We start from the raw sequence: 17,836 nt of genomic DNA on the forward strand, positions 1-17,836 counted from the left end.
AGGGCGAACAATGAAACAATGAAACGATTAAAAAATATAGTTGAGTCAAAAGAAGGAAAAAGAATCGTGATAATAGCTAGTGTCATTTTCATCACAATGTTCAGTTTTATTTTCTACTCGATATTTTTTCACCGTGGGATAAATGGAAATTCAGAAACTACTGCGAGTAGTGAGCGTTTATCTTTAAGTGAACAAAGAGAAGAAGAACTGAATTTAGTAGAAAAAAACGAAGCTTTAGTTTATCGAGGAATTTGGTATTCTGATCGAGCGGATGGCATGGTTCTGGAATTAAAAAGTGACGGAACTTATCAAAGTACCAGTTGGCTCACAACAGGTCAGTATCGCTTAGTAGATACAAAACTTGTTCTAACGGACAAAGAGAAAGAGGAAGTCTCTTTTGAGCTGATGACAAGATTTGGCGAAACGATTTTCTTTTACGAAGATAATGACAGAAATACGACCTATTTCTATCCTAATGTTGACTTGAGAGAAAAAGCGAAAGAGATGGCTGATTCTGGAGGAGAAGAAACACATGAAATGATCAGTCAAAAATGGTCGGATGTGTTAATTCAAGGTAGCTGGTCCAATACAACGATGAATAGTCATGTGTTGATCGATTTCACAGAAGACACATACGTCCAAAGAAAAATGGAAGATGGAAAAGAAATAACTAAAATTTTTTCCTATCGAATCATTTCTGAAGATGTTTCTGAGACTTTATGTGTGTTGGAATTATCTGTCATAGATGAGCATTCAGCAGTCAATAAATTTGAGATCACATTAGAAGAAACTCCATTTGGCTATCGCATGTATTCTCTTCCAGGAATGTTTCTATGGGTAAATGATTATGAAAAACCTCAGCAAGCCGTGCGGTTAACTCAAACAGGAGTTTTTAGAGAAAATAATTCATCTTTAGATCATTTACTTGAAAATCGCTTAAATGGCTAATCGACTCTTAAAAAATTCTTCATTGAATGGAGGAGACCGATGTTTTATAAAAAATATGAAGAATATCTTAAAGAATATATAAACAAAGATATTTCAATAAAATCAGTAAAACCTCATGAAGAAAAAATATTCAATGATTTTCGTTCACAGACAGTATCAAACAACAATCCAGAGACATTAAGAGAAGAATTTCACTTTGTACTAGATTTGATTTCTTCGAGAAAAGAAGTGGCTAAAGATAAATCAGATGATTTAAAAAAATCATTTGAAACGATGCTCCAAGACATCGATCCATCGGCTTATGATGCATTGAGGTTTTCAATTTATAAATCGAGGATGATCGTTTTAAAAGAAAATAGACGTGAGCAAGAAACAAGGACAAATGATGCGCAACCTACTTTTACGTCAAACATACCTTTACAAGCATCCGATGAATTAGCAAGACCTAAGTTAGTGGGGGAACAGGAAAAAAGATTTGCAGAACAAACAATGCAAAATAAGAGAGGCAATGTGAAGCAGGAGGGTTTTTCAAATCAGCAAATCGAAGAGAATGTCACTATGCACGAAAATTATGTACAAACTACGAATCAATCGACAAAAGTAGAGTCGCATAAAAGTCTTAAAGTGAGTGATTTAAAAGCACAATTTGAAAAAGAACCTTCTTATAATAAAGAACCGTATTCAGCTGAAGTACCATCAGGAACAGTCAATCGATTGCGACAATACTATGAAGGTCTGAATCATTCACCATTAGAAAGAGAAACTCGAAAGTCGCCTAGATGGAGAGCCTCGCAATCAAATCATTCGGCGACCGTTCAAAATAGGAAAAATCAATCGATAGATCGACAGAGACAAAGAAATGAAGGGGCATCGTCCTACCAAAAAGCTCCTCCATTAAAAAGCACTAGCGAATTTGTACGTAGAGGAAATGAAAGCACAGTTTATACAAATAATTTATCAACCACAAATAAAGCAGAGTCCCATCAAGACGGCATGACGAAAGAAGAATTTCAAAGGCGACGAGACCAATTTGAAAATATGCCTGGACCAAGTAACGAACCACCAGTCACAGAAAGAACAAACCGAAGAGAACCGGATAATTACCAGACAGCTGCTTATCAAAATCCACCTAGGCAGCAACGAAGTAGTGAGCTAGTCCAAGAAAGCAAAGCTAGTACGATAGATAATATTGGATTAAGGGCAGACAATGCAGGATTGAGTGAAACTGGTAGGGCGAACGAAGAATTTCAAAGACGACGAGACCAATTTGAAAATATGCCTGGACCAAGTAATGAACCACCAGTCACAGAAAGAACAAAGCAAAGAGAACCGGATAATTATCAGACTGCTACTTATCAAAATCCACCTAGGCAACAACGAAGTAGTGAGCTAGTCCAAGAAAGCAAAGCTAGTACGATAGATAATATTGGATTAAGGGTAGACAATGCAGGATTGAGTCAAACTGGTAGGGCGGATGAAGAATTTCAAAAACGTCATGCTCGATTCGAAAACATGACTAGTACAAGTAAGGAACCATCGCTTGCAAATAAAACAAAATTGAATCAAACCGGCTTGACGAATGAAGAATTCCAAAAGCGTCGCGCTCGATTTGAAAATCCTAGTGTAAAAAGTGATAACCGTCTTGCACCAGAATCAACGGGTCGAGTGAAGTCAGTGAGAGACCAGTTTGAAAAAACGAATGTGCATTCTAATGAACGACCAGTACCAGAATCAACGGGACGAGTGAAGGCAGCGAGAGACCAGTTTGAACATGCGAATGAGCTTCCCAATGAACGACCAGTACCAGAATCAACGGGACGAGTGAAGGCAGCGAGAGACCAGTTTGAACATGCGAATGAGCTTCCCAATGAACGACCAGTACCAGAATCAACGGGACGAGTGAAGGCAGCGAGAGATCAGTTTGAAAAAGCAAATGAGCTTTCTAATGAACGACCAGTACCAGAATCAACGGGACGAGTGAAGGCAGCGAGGGACCGGTTTGAAAATGCAATTAACCCTCCAATCGAACGACCAGTGCCAGAATCAACGGGACGAGTGAAGGCAGCGAGGGACCGGTTTGAAAATGCAATTAACCCTCCAATCGAACGACCAGTACCAGAATCAACGGGACGAGTGAAGGCAGCGAGGGACCGGTTTGAAAATGCAATTAACCCTCCAATCGAACGACCAGTGCCAGAATCAACGGGACGAGTGAAGGCAGCGAGGGACCGGTTTGAAAATGCAATTAACCCTCCAATCGAACGACCAGTGCCAGAATCAACGGGACGAGTGAAGGCAGCGAGGGACCGGTTTGAAAATGCAATTAACCCTCCAATCGAACGACCAGTGCCAGAATCAACGGGACGAGTGAAGGCAGCGAGAGACCAGTTTGAACATGTGAATGAGCTTCCCAATGAACGACCAGTACCAGAATCAACGGGACGAGTGAAGGCAGCGAGGGACCAGTTTGAAAATGCAAGTAACCCTCCAACCGAACGACCAGTGCCAGAATCAACGGGTCAAGTTGAAGCGATGCGAAGGCAGTACGAGTCCAGAATTGGGAGAGAAACTGAAGCTAGTATATCTAACGGAACATTACAGCAACAAAATAGCTTGGCTAATAAGACAATTCGTCAACGCCGAGCCCAAGTTGAAAATCCTGCTGTAACAAGTAGTGATGGGCAAAAATCGGAAGAAACTGTGACAGCCGATCAGCTAGCTCGTAGAAATGAAACAAGCAACCAATCTACTGCTCCCTATACTCCTCAAACAGATCAAACAGGTATCGTTGCTGGTAACACAAAAAAAATCCGTGAATTGTTAGCTGATAAACTCAAATTTAATCCAATAGAGAAAGCACCACCTGAAACAAATACTCAAACAGATAGTTCGAACGTGCCAGTAGAGGAATCTTCCTCAGACACTCAAAACAGCCAAATGAGAAATCGGATGAGTGAAGGTGGGGAACCGAAACCAACGAAACTGGATGAAGCGAGTATAGCAACTCGAGGAATGGATAAAAAGCAGTCGCAAAATGCAAATGATCCTTTAGATAAACTTGGAATGGATGCGAGTAGTGATACTTTTGGTTTAAATGAGAATGTTTCAGAAAAAGCGGATAAAGGTACAGAAACCAATTTTATGGATGACGATGTAGAGTTGCCAGGTTCAGGACCGCTTACAGAAAAAAAGAAAATCCACACAAAAAAAAGCCGAGCTATTCAAATCGGAAGAATTTTGTTGAACTTACTGCCATTAGCATCTTGGCCGTTGATCAGTATGTGGGTAACTGGTATTTTAGGTATCGTTCCAGCTTACCTTGCTATGTATGGACTACCACTAACTCTATTTATTTACGGGACTATTTTGACTGCCGTTTATGGGCCAAAACTCATCAACTATATTCGTAAACTTCGTTCTAGAATACAAACCTATCGCCAGGCAGAACGAAATCGACACAGAAACTTAGAAGGTCGAGTGATTGAGCCAAAAGAAAAATCGATTCAAAGAGAGCCCGACGTTCATAAGAAAGAATCGGCAAAAACAAAACAACAGAATCACTCATCAGAAAAAGTTAGTCCTGAAAATCCAGAAAAAGACAAATCTGTAAAGGGCTATTTTAAAAGAAATTGGAAATCTCTCGCCATCATCTTTGGTGTTGGGATAGTTGTAGCAGGGGTGGGTGTCGCACTGACACCAGTAGTAGCACCATATATATTTGCGATAGCCACCTCAACTCCTTTGTTTATGTACAAAGTAACTTCGATTATTGCAATGGCACTTGCTGTTTCCTTTGGTGTGACTGCCTTGAGTAAAGGACTGCATGCACTACAAAGGAAGTTTTATAAAAAAGAAGATCAATCATTAGAAACGACGACACAAAAAGAAACAATCGAAAAAAATTCTATAGAGGTAGACAAGAATTTTGATAAATCCTATGAAAAAGTAGATAAGGATGATCGTGCACCTACCCATGATAATTCTTCAATAAAAAGTGCTGGATTCAAAGAAGATGGAATAAAAATTGCTAGTACTGAAACGAAATCACTAGAAAAAAGTCCATATGCATGGGTCTATGGTCAAGAGACAGAAAATAAAACCCCAAATGAATCGAATCGTTCAAGTCGGTCGAATTCGTTCAATACTCATGAAACACTTCATGTGAAAGCGGATATTCATGAGCCACCATCACAATCATCTTGTGAAAACCGTACGAAAAATCAATTAGGTGAAGCCGCAAGACATCGGTCGGATAATACAAAATCTGAAAGTAATCCACAGATTGCTGAACAGAATAAAGGAATCAATCGTCAGCCGGCCGTCAAAGAAGCATTTGATTCAATCAAACAAAAAGCAATTTCAAAGAGTAATAATGTCAGTGGCAAGCCCCTACTGAAAGGTCAAATATCTTTTGAAAAATAAAAAATACGGAGAGAGATTCAATGAATAAAATCAAACTAATGAGCATATTTAGCGTCATCTTGTTGCTCTTGTATTTTCCAGTGAGTGTTTATGCTACTTTTAATGATTATATGCTCGATGAGATACATCAAGGAAAGAGCTTACGTGCATGGTTGTATGACGAAGGAGAAAACGCAATCTCTCAACAGATCAGTGCTACACCACAAGTAGATAGTTCTTTAGGGGTTAATGTGGGGGATAGTGTAAGTTTTTCGATTAATATTCCTACCTATGCCCTTGTAACAGATCAAGGTGGTTGGATTCCAGCACTTACGGGAGGTAAGAGTGGAAATACGCCTGTACCCAATTACTTTTATACTCAGATGCGTTATGGAAAGGCACCTAATCTGTCAGGTAATTTTAGCATAGGTGAGGTGACTGCGACAAATCTTCCTTCGGGAGTGACCATTAGTAGGGTAATTGGCCCGACCACGGGAAATCTTACAAGAGTTGATGTGACAGTTACTAGGACACAGATGAGTGCTACAAATGGTCATACTAACTCAATCAATCTTAACTTGAGTTCGCTTTATTTAGATACATGGGCAATTGATCCAACAACTGCTGATTTTTTTGGAAACAATCCGATTAATGTAGGGGGCATTACACTTACTGATCTTAATTTGGGCACATTGTCACTGCGGACAAAAAATTCAATCAGAGTGAGATATATCGATGAGGCAGGTAATGAACTCCGAGATCCGTTAATAGAACAAATGGAGGTTGGACAAAACTATGCGTATACACCACCAGCCATTCCGGGATATACCTTTAGCAGATTATCATCTGGAAGCGCAAGTGCTTCTGGTCAGATGGCAGCTGGGACTGAAACGGTTGTTGAGTTTGTTTATACAAAGAATCCAACAGCAGGTGGAGCGATCACAGTAAATCATGAATTTATCGGCAATTCTACTCTGAATACAAGTGAGACATTCACAAATGTAGGAAACGTGGGCGATCGGTTTGAATTGACGCCTAGAACAGAAGCCGGTTGGCGAGTAAAAGATTTGCCACAAGTGACAGTAACAGAACAAGCGCAAACCGTAACGATCACTTATGAACGTGAAACAGGCGGAGCGATCACGGTGAATCATGAATTTATTGGTGACACCACTTTGAATACAAGTGAGACATTCACAAATGTAGGAAACGTGGGCGATCGGTTTGAATTGACACCACGAACAGAAGCCGGATGGCGAGTAAAAGGTGAGTTGCCACAAGTGACGGTGACAGAACAAGCCCAAACGGTGACAATCCAATACGAGCGACAAACTGGAGGTGCAATCACCGTAAATCATGAATTCATAGGCGATTCTTCTCTGAATACGAGCGAAGTGATTACAGATGTTGGGAATGTGGGTGATCGGTTTGAATTGACGCCACGAACAGAAGCCGGATGGCGAGTAAAAGGTGAGTTGCCACAAGTGACGGTGACAGAACAAGCACAAACGGTGACAATCCAATACGAGCGACAAACTGGAGGTGCAATCACCGTAAATCATGAATTCATAGGCGATTCTTCTCTGAATACGAGCGAAGTGATTACAGATGTTGGGAATGTGGGTGATCGGTTTGAATTGACGCCACGAACAGAAGCCGGATGGCGAGTAAAAGGTGAGTTGCCACAAGTGACGGTGACAGAACAAGCACAAACGGTGACAATCCAATACGAGCGACAAACTGGAGGTGCAATCACCGTAAATCATGAATTCATAGGCGATTCCTCACTGAATACGAGCGAAGTGATTACAGATGTTGGGAATGTGGGTGATCGGTTTGAATTGACGCCACGAACAGAAGCAGGGTGGCGAGTAAAAGGTGAGTTGCCACAAGTGACGGTGACAGAACAAGCCCAAACGGTGACAATCCAATACGAGCGACAAACTGGAGGTGCAATCACCGTAAATCATGAATTCATAGGCGATTCTTCTCTGAATACGAGCGAAGTGATTACAGATGTTGGGAATGTGGGTGATCGGTTTGAATTGACGCCACGAACAGAAGCCGGGTGGCGAGTAAAAGGTGAGTTGCCACAAGTGACGGTGACGGAACAAGCACAAGCGGTGACGATCCAATACGAGCGTAAAGTCGGTGGTCAAGTAGCCGTTAATCATATTTTTGAGGAAGCACCTGAAAAAAATCGAATGGAAATTCTACTTGGAAAATGGGGAGAAGCTTTTAAGGCAGAGCCAATGGAAATAGATGGTTGGGAAGTCAAAGAAATCATCGGGCAACCTACTGGTGTGTTTACTGATGATGAGCAAGAAATAAAATTCATCTATGTCAAAAATGAAGAGACCTCAGAAAAAGAGGAGGGTAAACCCAATGATAAAGAACCTGAAACAAAACCTGAAACAAAACCTGAAACAAAACCTGAAACAAAACCAGGGAAAGAGGTAAATAACAAGAAACCATCAATCGAAAAAAATGATGGGGTCAAAACCAGAAGAAAGCAAGAGAATCGTTCATTACCAAAGTTAAATGGTCAAGCAGACATTTATTTAACTATAGTAGGAACATCTATCGTCGCCTTTGTCCTATGGAAAAAGCTAAAAAAAGCAAACTAAATTTAAAAACCAATGATGACACTCTACTAGTTTAAAGGAGGAATTCGATGATCACAAATGAACAGCCAGATCCAGAGGTAAAGATGCTACAAAAAACATCCCTGAAATCACCCAAAATTGGTTTTATGGGACTGAAGTATTTAGGAAGATTTGTCGTCAAAGTAACGAAGATGATCAAAAATAGAATCACAAAAAAGAAAGAAAAAGAGCAATCACCAATAGAAGCATCTGCGAATACGACGAAGTCAGCAAAAAAACAACCTGTCAAAATGGAAGCTTCAAAAGAAAAAGCTCCTGTTGTAAAAAATATTGCAACAAAAACCAATCGGAACCTTTTTCAGTTTTTATACAAATTAGGAGCGAACTTCATGAAGTTTGATCTTTTGAAAAGTATAAAAACATTGGGTATCAGCGCAACATCTCAACAACGAAGAATTAAATCTGCCGAAGCTAAAACGGTGAAGGCGGCCAAACAACAATCTGTTTCTAAAATCAAAAAATTAAGTTTTGCTTCAGTAAAAAAAGAGGCAATCAGTAAAAGTAATAAAATCAATCAGTTGTCTAAAAATAATCAATTAACAAGAAGACCGTCGTTGCAGCGATCATAAAGAATTTTTAAGTATCATTTTGGGACATCACGATTGGAGGAGAAATAATGGAACATGATCGTATGCGTGATGAACAACGAAGAGTAGGCCGCGAAGCCAAGCGAATCCAAACAATGAAGAGGATAGAAGAAAACAAGAGAGAACAAGAACGTGTCTATTTAGAGAGTGTCCGATCATCAGAGGGGTTCAAACGTTCGTTACAAAAGAAGAATAAAAAATAGGAAATAAGTCATTTTGTTCATGGATAATATCACGAAGATAGTTAAAGGATTTCTTTAAGAAAGTGGGAATGACAATGGATGAACAACTCGTAAAATTAAATCAAAGAATTGAACGTATAAAAGATATAAATGATCCTGAGTACGATCGCTTAGTAGCAGAGAGAAATAACGTGCGACAGCTGATCGCTGCACGAGATCAAATACAGCCGATTGCTTCATCAAGTGCATCGAGAGATACTGAAGTAAAAAATGATCCTGAGAAGATTGAGAAATTAACAGAAAAAATTTCAGAGATACAAGCGAAAATAGATCGCCTCAAAGATATGAGCGATTTCCGCTATGATGAATATGAAGCAGAAAAAGCAAAGTTAATCAGAGAAAGAGAAGCAGAAAGAATTAAAATTGGTAAAAGTAGTAAATTGAAAAAAAGTACAGATTTGTCTAGCCAAATGAAAGAGATGTCGCCAACCGTTCGAGCAGATTTAAAAAAAGCAAAAAAAATGATCCATCGTGATCTTGACGAGCAATTTGAAAAATTATCTGTTTTTTTTGATCAGTATGGTTCATCAAAGGATGAAAAAAACATCAAGGAATTAGGTAATAAAATCGAAATGCATAAAAAAAGATATGACTTTAAGATGGATTCTAGTTTTAATGACGCGAGTTTCTATGGCAAGTTCAAGCAACATGAAAAACAAAGTGAATTAGCGCTTAATAACTTTATCGAAAACTGGAAAGAAGATCAAGCTTACTATCGAAATACTCATTCCGTTTTTGAAAAAATTCATGAGTTAAAAGAAAACATCGTAAAAAATCATAACTTAGAAAAGTACAGTATGAAACTCAATACGAAACAAAATGAATTAGCCGAATTAAAAAGTAAAAAACAACGAATCAATTTTTTTAGTAAGTATATTTTTAACCGGCAAAAATATCGCCAATTAAAAAATCAGATCAATGAATTGAAAAATGATTTAGATATTGTACAGAAAGCTCGATCGTTAGCTATGAAAGGAGATCATGCAAAAGCAGAGGCTTTATTCAATGTGAGTGATCGCACGAGGACTTCACATGAAGTGAAGCAACGAAGACTGACTCAAAAAACTTTACCCCCTTCCTTAGCCACAAGTATTCCTAGTCCTAGTAAGCTACAAAACAAAATGGAGGCAAGCATAAGCAAATCAGCAGAAATCATGCAACGCAAGAGTTCAGAGAAATTACGTAGTTCTTCCCCTAAAGAGCAACGTGTATAAAAAAGTATCTCTAATTGATAAAAATTTTATCAATTAGGGATACCAATGATTAATTGTCTGACGAATCGTCACGTTGTTTAATTATAAGAACTCTAACAAAGAAAAAATATTCGCTTATTGCAATAGCTAAAAGTTAAGGAGTACCAATGAAAAGCAAAATTAATAGTAATAAAACAATCATCTTAATGACCGTAATTGTTGTTCTTTTGACCCATCTGCCTTTTCATTTTGCCTATGGATCAGAAACTAGTGAATCCGCTCCTGAAAACCAAAACGATCTAGGTTTAGGAATAGAGAGAAATGCAACAATCACATTTGAAGCAAGTCCTTCAGAAGGTGGTAGACCTATTTCTATGCCTCATATAACTCCGCCAGGGGGAAGTTTATTATACACTATCAGTGCAAATCCGAACCAAGGGTTTCGTTTTGTTCGATGGGAGCTAATCAATGGAGGGAGTGCTTCGATAAGCAATCTAAATGCAGAAACAACAAGTCTTAATATTGCTACAGGAGGCCCTATAGGACCACCAGTGCATGAGACGGTAACGATACGAGCAATATATGAGAGGGTTTACAACTTAAATTTCCAATCTTCTCCAAATGCTGGAGGAAATCCAAGAGCGGATCAAACAATACTTTCGCAAGGTGAAACGACCACGATCCATGCCAATGTTTCGAATGGATATCGCTTTGTTCAGTGGGAACCTGTTTCTGGAAACACGACTATCGCTAACCGAACGAGTCCAAGTACGTCTATTACGATGGGGGCAGGAGATACGACGATTCGAGCAGTTTACGAACAAATCACCCATAGTTTGAGCGTGCAAGCCAACCCGGCGATTGGTGGCAATCCCACGGCTTCAGCCTCATCTGGTGTACAAGGAGCAACCATCAATTTGAACGCGAATCCAGCGGTCGGATATCGGTTTATCAATTGGCAGTTTCAAACACAAAATGGCGCAATAATCACGAACAGTAATCTTGCCAATACCAGTTTACGGATGGGGACGGGTCCTGTGATCATCCAAGCTAACTATGAACGCTTGCAACAAGGTAGTGTCGTTGTACGTTATTTGGATGAAGCAGGGAATGAGTTAGCACAAAGTGATATTTTATCAGGATTTAGCGGTGAATCATATCGCACAGAAGCAAAAGAAATCGAAGGTTGGGAGTTGGTTGCTACCCCAGAAAATGCAACAGGTGTTTTCACAAATGTTGAGCAGACAGTCACTTATATCTATCGGAAGAATCAGCAGTTATGGGGAACCGTCCCATGGGAATACGACGAGGCAACGAAAACCATCCACTTATATGGCGGGATAGCTGGATCAGTCCCAGAAGCACCTTGGAAAGTCCATTCAGAAGTTGAAATTATCGCTGTCACCAACGAGGTACTTTTACCGGAAAATAGCGCATTTCTTTTTAGCGAGGCAAGGCAGTTGGCAAGTATTGAAGGTACAGGAAACTTTAATACATCTAGGGTAACGAATATGGATGAGATGTTTGCACATACTTCGGCTCTAAAAGAGTTAGATATCAGTCAGTGGGATGTCTCAAATGTTACCAGTATGAATTTTACATTTGCTTGGATGAGCAATTTAATAAAGTTAGATGTTAGTCAATGGAATGTGTCTAATGTGACGAATATGAGCCACGCATTTGCTTGGACATACAACTTGGAGGATATCGATGTCAGTCAATGGAATGTTGAGAATGTGACCAGTATGACGAATTTATTTATGTCTTCCTCTTCACTAACTGAATTAGATTTGAGTAATTGGAACACAAGAAATAAAGATATTAGGGGCATGTTCTATCTTGCATCAAGACTTTCATCCCTTAAATTAGGAGAAGAATCAGTTATCGGAAATACCAGCTTACGAAATATCGTTCCTACAGCGGAGTATACAGGCCGATGGGTCCTTGAAGAAAGTTTGGATAGTTCCGTTCGAACAATCACGTTTGAGAATTCAAATGAATTTATGGAAAATTATGACGGAAATCATCCAGGAACTTATGTGTGGGAGCGTTTTCGTCCGGAAGAATTAGTGGCAGGATTAGACCCAATTAGTGATCAATCAACTGCAATCACTGGCTGGATGACAGAAGTAACAGATATGCGAACAATCACCTATCAAAATACAGCGGGACAAACAATGACTGTGACTAACGAATCGCCAAGGATCAAGTGGGGAGAATACCAAGATCCGGATCAACAGATTCGTCAGTTTGAGATACCCTTGGAAGAAAATGAGCGGTTAGCAACAGATACACAGGTAACACTCAGTCTATCTAAACCTTCCGTAGAAACGACAGGTGATCTGACTATTGATGAAAAGGTAATCAAAGGAATCGACTATACTGCAAATAACTTCACATTAGATCGTTCTAAATTAGAAGGGCTAACCAGTGAAGCAGAACTGCATGAATTGATTCTGAAAGAAAGTCAAGCATCAGCACACGATGTTTTATCACAGGCCGATCAAAGTCAGGAAATTAAAATAGTGGCTACAGATTTAACAAATGGCGAAGTAGAAGATGGGACATATTTTGCCACCTTGGAAGTAGGGAACAAAGCCTATCAGTTTTCACTAGGCATTGATGTAAGTTCAAAGATCCATCATCTAAAAGTTTCGATTCCAACTAAAATGATGTTTGAATCACTCTATCAAGGAGAAGAAACCAATCGGGAATTTACTAGTCCAGATTACGAGATACGTAATCATTCGGAACTTTCGGTCGATACGTATGTCAATCAATTTATTGTTGAGGAGGATGCAGGGATCACCTTGCTAAAGGAAAATGAAAATCCTTTAGATCACGCTTATCTGCAAGATGGACAAATGAAAAAACTCTCTGATATCAAGCAACCACTGATGGAATTACAGGTGAGCTCTAATGGAACGAACATTCCTTTGTATGAACGAACAAGTGAGCAGCGCTTAGCTCAAGTCGCGCCAAATACAAGCGTACCTTTCTATTTAACTGGTCGATATTATGGCCCATACCCTAAATGGATCTCGGACAATGAATATGAACAAGGTGGCTATTATGAAGACTCGTTAGTTCCAATTTATCGTCTCATTTTACGATTTGTCCCAAGAAAAATATCTGAGATCAATCCTGTAAGTGAATAAAAATGACTAGGAGACATTTAATCAATGAAAGAACCAAAACGTGCCAATCGGCAGAAAAAACAACGAAAGAAAGTTGTTACCTTGTTACTTATTTCTTTGACTATTCTTGTTATTGGTAGTTGGTATTGGTTCAGTCAAAAAGATCCCGTCCCTGTTATCAGTGCAGAATTACTACCTGAAATTAGTGATGCGAGTGATCAACGGATCTCTAAGCGTGCACAAGAAGTAGCAGATGCTAATTATTTCACTTTGCAGATCAACCCAGAAGCAGTTTTTGAAAATGGCAGGAGTCGTGGATCGATCGAAATCGTCAATCCTGGTACGAATGTTTATCCGATTGCGGTCGATATTATGCTCGCTGACACGAAAGAAGTGATTTATTCTTCTGGCGCTATCTATCCCAATCAATTGGTTGAATCTGTCTATTTGAAGAGGCCATTAGAAAAAGGAGAATATCCAGCGACAGCGACAGTCAATATCTATGATCCAGAAACCAAAGAAAAGCAAGGAATAACTGAAGCAGAAATAACTATATTAATCAATAACTAATCCAATTTAAGTGAGGCTACCAAAATGAAGAGAGCAACAAAATTAGTATTAAGTATTCTAACAGTTACGGGAGTATGTATGAGTGGAGCTACCGCTTTTGCTAATCCACTCCAAACAATCGATGGTCGAGAGGGTACAACCTCGGGAGATATCACTATAAAGGGGATTATTGGTGAATTTGATAATACAAAGCCAGGTCCGAACCCAGAAAATTTAGATCGATGGATCAATGTGACAATACCAACAACAGCCATTTTCCATACAACAGAAGAATCTGAGCATAAAAAGATTACTTCTCCTTCTTACCAAGTGACAAATCATTCTGCGCTAAGTGTGCGGGCAACAGTCTCGAATGTCACAGAAATCAAAGAGATGAGTGAAGTGGATCGACTGACGATCAACACGATCGAATTATTTAACAAAGGAGTTTCGACAGTGACAGCTACGCCTTTATTTACCCTGTCAGGTAATCAGGGGAGTAATACAGTAGGAAACTTCCAGTTTATTGGAGATGCGACACCAAAAAACGCATCTGTAGAAAGTAATCCGAGTTTTAACCTCGTATTAAATTTTGCGGTAGAGGCATAAAGTGAATGGAAAATCTACTATCAGATAGTAAGATGGGGAAGACTAGAAATAAAAAATGGCAAGTTTTATGTATACTAAACATGCTTCTTATTATCAGCTTATCATTTTCGACCATAGTCAAGGCAGAAGCAGTGCAATCCGATCATACGATTAGCGTATCTGGTACGATTGGGACGACCTTTGAAGAGCAAAACGAAGCAAACGAACATAAGACTTTAGTCGCCGATCTTTCTGGGGTAAGTCAAAAAAAACTACCTGAAACAGGAACAATAGGTGATCAACGAATCGTTTTCTTAGGCTATCTAATCATTTGTATTTGCGGAGGAGTTATCTTGTTTTGTAAAAAACAAAAGTATCATATTAAATGAATGAAATGATAAAGATAGCAGAAAAGTAATCGTTGAAAAATGACCGAATACGAGAAAAAAAGCCATCCTTTCCGGATGGCTTTTTCTATTGATCAATCACTACTACTTCTGGATGAAGCTCGAGAAGAACGGGATGTTCGCGTTCCACTATCACCAGCAGCATTCGCATCTTCAGAACTTGGCGGCGTAGCAGAGGATTCAGGTGGTGGTGTTTCCTCGCTAGAAGATGCTGGTGGTTCTGTTGATGGTTCGCTGCTAGGTTCTGTTGGTTCACTGCTTGGTGGTGTCGATTCTTCAGTGCTAGGTTGAGTCGTTGAGCTTGTTGATGTCTCAGGAACGGTTTCACTAGTTGAAGACTCAGGAACCGGGCTTACTGGAACGACTTCAGATGAAGAAGGAATCGTTACAGATGGCACAGTAGCGTTTGTATTACCAGATGATGACGATTGATTTCTAAAGAATAGTTCGCCACCAGAACGGTACAAGCCACTTGGCATCGTCCAATCCGTATTTGTTACATTTGCCGAGACAAACTGCATCAACTCACGATAGACATCGGAAGCGACATCTGTTGCATTGGAAGTGATCGGTGTCATTTTGTCGTTATAGCCTGTCCAAACGGAGATCGCATAGTTCGGTGTATAACCTGCAAATAAAATATCAGGATAAACACCAGTTGTCGTACCTAATTTTGCATATTCCTCGTCTGTATAATTAGATGTACCTGTTTTACCTGCTTGGATCAATCCTGGAATTGCGGCATTCGTACCGGTTCCGCGAGTGATCGTGTCCTTCAAGATGTCGGTAACCATATACGCTGTTTCTTCGGACATGGCTCTTGTTCCTTCTGGTTCGAAGGTTTCTTCTGTGCCATCTTGGAAGACGATCCGATTGACGTATTGTGGTTTATAATAAGTACCACCGTTTGCCAAAGCAGCGTAGGCCGCAGCCATTTTTTCAGAAGAAGCACCGTATTTTGTCCCATCTTGTTGTTCTGTATTACTTGAAATCGCATTTGATTGGTGGATCGTGCTGTATTCGATCCCTAAATTACTCAAGAATTCAGCAACTTTATCTGCGCCTACTTCATTGAAAAGTTTGACAGCAGGAACGTTTCTTGAGAGGTATAGTGCTTGACGTAAAGTGATCATGCCCATGTAACGATTGTCCCAGTTGGAGACAGGAATCGTGGTTCCTTCATAATTGTAAGGTGCATCGGCGATCAATTTACCTGTTGAATAGTTCAATTCTTCAAATGCTGGTGCATAGTCAGTGATTGGCTTCATCGTAGACCCAAAGTCACGAGAAGTATTGACAGCTAAGTTGTTTCCTAAAGCGACATCATCTGGGATGTTTCGTCCACCGATCTGTGCTTTGACTTGTCCGGTATTGACATCGATCAACGTAGTCGCAACTTGCATTTGATCGTCAGGGAAAGTCACGTATTGATCAGTATTCACAACATCGTATAAGTGTTTTTGTGCATTTAAGTCTAGGTTTGTGTAAATATCTAAACCGTCAGTATAAACATTCTTATCTGTTTTCGCATGGACTTCATTGATGACCTCTTTGACGTAATTGTCAACGATTCGTGCATTGGAGTCTTCTTGTGTTAATTCTTGTAACCCGTCTGTGATCGGTGTATTGATTGCTGTGTCATATTCTGTTTGAGAGATTTTTTCGTTTTGGAGCATCGTATACAATACTGTGTCACGGCGTTTTTTGGCTTGCTCTGGAAACTGATAAGGATCATAGGCAGAAGGAGCTTGAGGCATTCCTGCTAAAAGAGCGGTTTGCGGTAGATCCAATTCTCCTAAGCTTTTTCCGAAATAGGATTGAGCGGCTGTTTCCATCCCGTAAAGACCGTTAGACATATAGACTTTATTGACGTAATAAGTCAGTATTTCTTGTTTTGATTTCGTTTGTTCCAGTCTGACAGCCATCCAAGCTTCTTGGGCTTTACGTCTGATCGTTTGGTCTTCGGTACTGGTAGAGAAGAATGAGAGCTTGATCAGCTGCTGTGTCAATGTACTACCACCTTGTAGCCCGCCAGAAGTAAAGTTTGATAATGCGGCACCGATGATCCGAACAGGGTCAACACCGATATGTTTATAAAATCGTCGGTCTTCGACTGAAACGATGGCATCTTCAAGTGTTTTTGGTAGTTCATTGGCAGAAATCTTTTCTCGTTTTTCTGCCCCTAGATCTTCAAAGAGTTCACCATCTTTAGTAAACAGTTTTGATGAAACCGTGGCATCCAGTTTTTCATCGGTCAACTCAGGGGCATCTTTGGCATAAAACCAAAAAAGTCCGACGCCTGCAAGAAAAGCGACACATATTAAGGAAAGACCTATCAAAAGGATACGTGTGATCAATCCTTTACGATCTTTTCCAGTGCCTTTTTTTGTCGGTTGTTTTCCTCTTTTCTTTGCATTTTTTGCAGAAGAAGAGGAGGTACTTCGTTTAGAAGATCTCGTTTGATTAGTTGGCATTCGTTGGTTCTCCTTCATTAGATTCTAAGTACTGATCGATTGCTTGCAAATAAGGTACGCGAGGGGCGTAACCAGTTGGAATCTCGATACCTAGTTTTTCGATCAATGAAAGCGGCAAGGATTTCCTTCCTTGTGCCTGTTGTTCATGCCAATAGTGTACTAAATAAGTACTATCTAAGTAGAAACAACGATGCAAGGTAGAAAACCATAATAGAACAAAACAGATTCCTCCTTGTTTTTGGCAAGCTTCCATATGTGAGATTTGATGGGGATGAAAATTTTTAAATGGAAACGAAGTCTTGTTTTTCGTCTCTTTTGCTTCAAAATCCAAATAGAAACCTCGATAGACACCATTATAATCAGTTGTTGAGGCTTGAGCGAAATAAGCTTCTTTGATCACAGCGGCACTTCGTCGAGGGTAATCAACTTTTACGATTTGAACCGGTGTTGGCTTCTTATGGATGACTGCCATTTGATGTGCCAGATAATACTCGTTGCTTTCATTGATGGCTTCTTCAAATCGCATCCCACGATTGCCAAACTCCGTGTTTGGGTTCCTTTTTGCTTGTTTTTTTTCTTTGGACGAGGCATCCTTGATATAAGGACGGCCATTTGGATAGCGTAACACCATGATCGAATCACTC

General features: G+C 39.8%; 12 protein-coding genes. 10 read left to right on the plus strand and 2 right to left on the minus strand.

All coding sequences use genetic code 11. The features are described from left to right. Nucleotides 1–18: 18 nt before the first annotated feature. From DOK79_RS12675 to DOK79_RS12720, 10 genes are all read left to right on the plus strand, one after another. A complete protein-coding gene (locus DOK79_RS12675) occupies nucleotides 19–948 on the plus strand; it encodes a hypothetical protein (RefSeq protein WP_206859644.1) in 930 nt (309 codons plus the stop codon). Between the two features lie 39 nt (nucleotides 949–987). Continuing rightward, complete coding sequence (locus DOK79_RS12680) at nucleotides 988–5,370, plus strand: hypothetical protein (protein ID WP_339092261.1); 4,383 nt, start codon at nucleotides 988–990, stop codon at nucleotides 5,368–5,370. A 20-nt stretch (nucleotides 5,371–5,390) separates the two neighbouring features. Next, a complete protein-coding gene (locus DOK79_RS12685) occupies nucleotides 5,391–7,976 on the plus strand; it encodes a MucBP domain-containing protein (RefSeq protein WP_339092263.1) in 2,586 nt (861 codons plus the stop codon). Nucleotides 7,977–8,023: 47 nt separating this feature from the next. Then, nucleotides 8,024–8,584: a hypothetical protein gene (locus DOK79_RS12690; RefSeq protein WP_206857401.1), complete on the plus strand. Its 561-nt coding sequence runs from the start codon at nucleotides 8,024–8,026 to the stop codon at nucleotides 8,582–8,584. 47 nt (nucleotides 8,585–8,631) lie between these two features. Next, nucleotides 8,632–8,805: a hypothetical protein gene (locus DOK79_RS12695; RefSeq protein WP_206857400.1), complete on the plus strand. Its 174-nt coding sequence runs from the start codon at nucleotides 8,632–8,634 to the stop codon at nucleotides 8,803–8,805. 74 nt (nucleotides 8,806–8,879) lie between these two features. After that, nucleotides 8,880–10,058: a hypothetical protein gene (locus DOK79_RS12700; RefSeq protein ID WP_206857399.1), complete on the plus strand. Its 1,179-nt coding sequence runs from the start codon at nucleotides 8,880–8,882 to the stop codon at nucleotides 10,056–10,058. A gap of 146 nt (nucleotides 10,059–10,204) precedes the next feature. Further along, the gene (locus DOK79_RS12705) at nucleotides 10,205–13,195 is read left to right on the plus strand and encodes a BspA family leucine-rich repeat surface protein (protein ID WP_206857398.1); all 2,991 of its coding nucleotides are present in this window, start codon (nucleotides 10,205–10,207) and stop codon (nucleotides 13,193–13,195) included. Nucleotides 13,196–13,219: 24 nt separating this feature from the next. Next, nucleotides 13,220–13,744 (plus strand): hypothetical protein, encoded by a 525-nt coding sequence (locus DOK79_RS12710; RefSeq protein ID WP_206857397.1) that lies wholly within the window; start codon nucleotides 13,220–13,222, stop codon nucleotides 13,742–13,744. Between the two features lie 24 nt (nucleotides 13,745–13,768). Further along, the gene (locus DOK79_RS12715; RefSeq protein WP_206857396.1) at nucleotides 13,769–14,332 is read left to right on the plus strand and encodes a hypothetical protein; all 564 of its coding nucleotides are present in this window, start codon (nucleotides 13,769–13,771) and stop codon (nucleotides 14,330–14,332) included. Between the two features lie 5 nt (nucleotides 14,333–14,337). Then, the gene (locus DOK79_RS12720; protein WP_206857395.1) at nucleotides 14,338–14,700 is read left to right on the plus strand and encodes a hypothetical protein; all 363 of its coding nucleotides are present in this window, start codon (nucleotides 14,338–14,340) and stop codon (nucleotides 14,698–14,700) included. 92 nt (nucleotides 14,701–14,792) lie between these two features. Here DOK79_RS12720 and DOK79_RS12725 read toward each other — a convergent pair whose 3' ends face one another. Both DOK79_RS12725 and recU read right to left on the minus strand, forming a co-directional pair. Next, the gene (locus DOK79_RS12725) at nucleotides 14,793–17,192 is read right to left on the minus strand and encodes a PBP1A family penicillin-binding protein (protein WP_206857394.1); all 2,400 of its coding nucleotides are present in this window, start codon (nucleotides 17,190–17,192) and stop codon (nucleotides 14,793–14,795) included. Beyond that, nucleotides 17,182–17,823, minus strand: coding sequence for a Holliday junction resolvase RecU (gene recU, locus DOK79_RS12730; protein ID WP_206857393.1), 642 nt, complete (start codon nucleotides 17,821–17,823; stop codon nucleotides 17,182–17,184). Before recU ends, DOK79_RS12725 begins: the two co-directional genes overlap by 11 nt. Nucleotides 17,824–17,836: the final 13 nt, after the last annotated feature.

The organism is Enterococcus sp. DIV1094, assembly GCF_017316305.2.
GTDB lineage: Bacteria > Bacillota > Bacilli > Lactobacillales > Enterococcaceae > Enterococcus_B > Enterococcus_B mangumiae.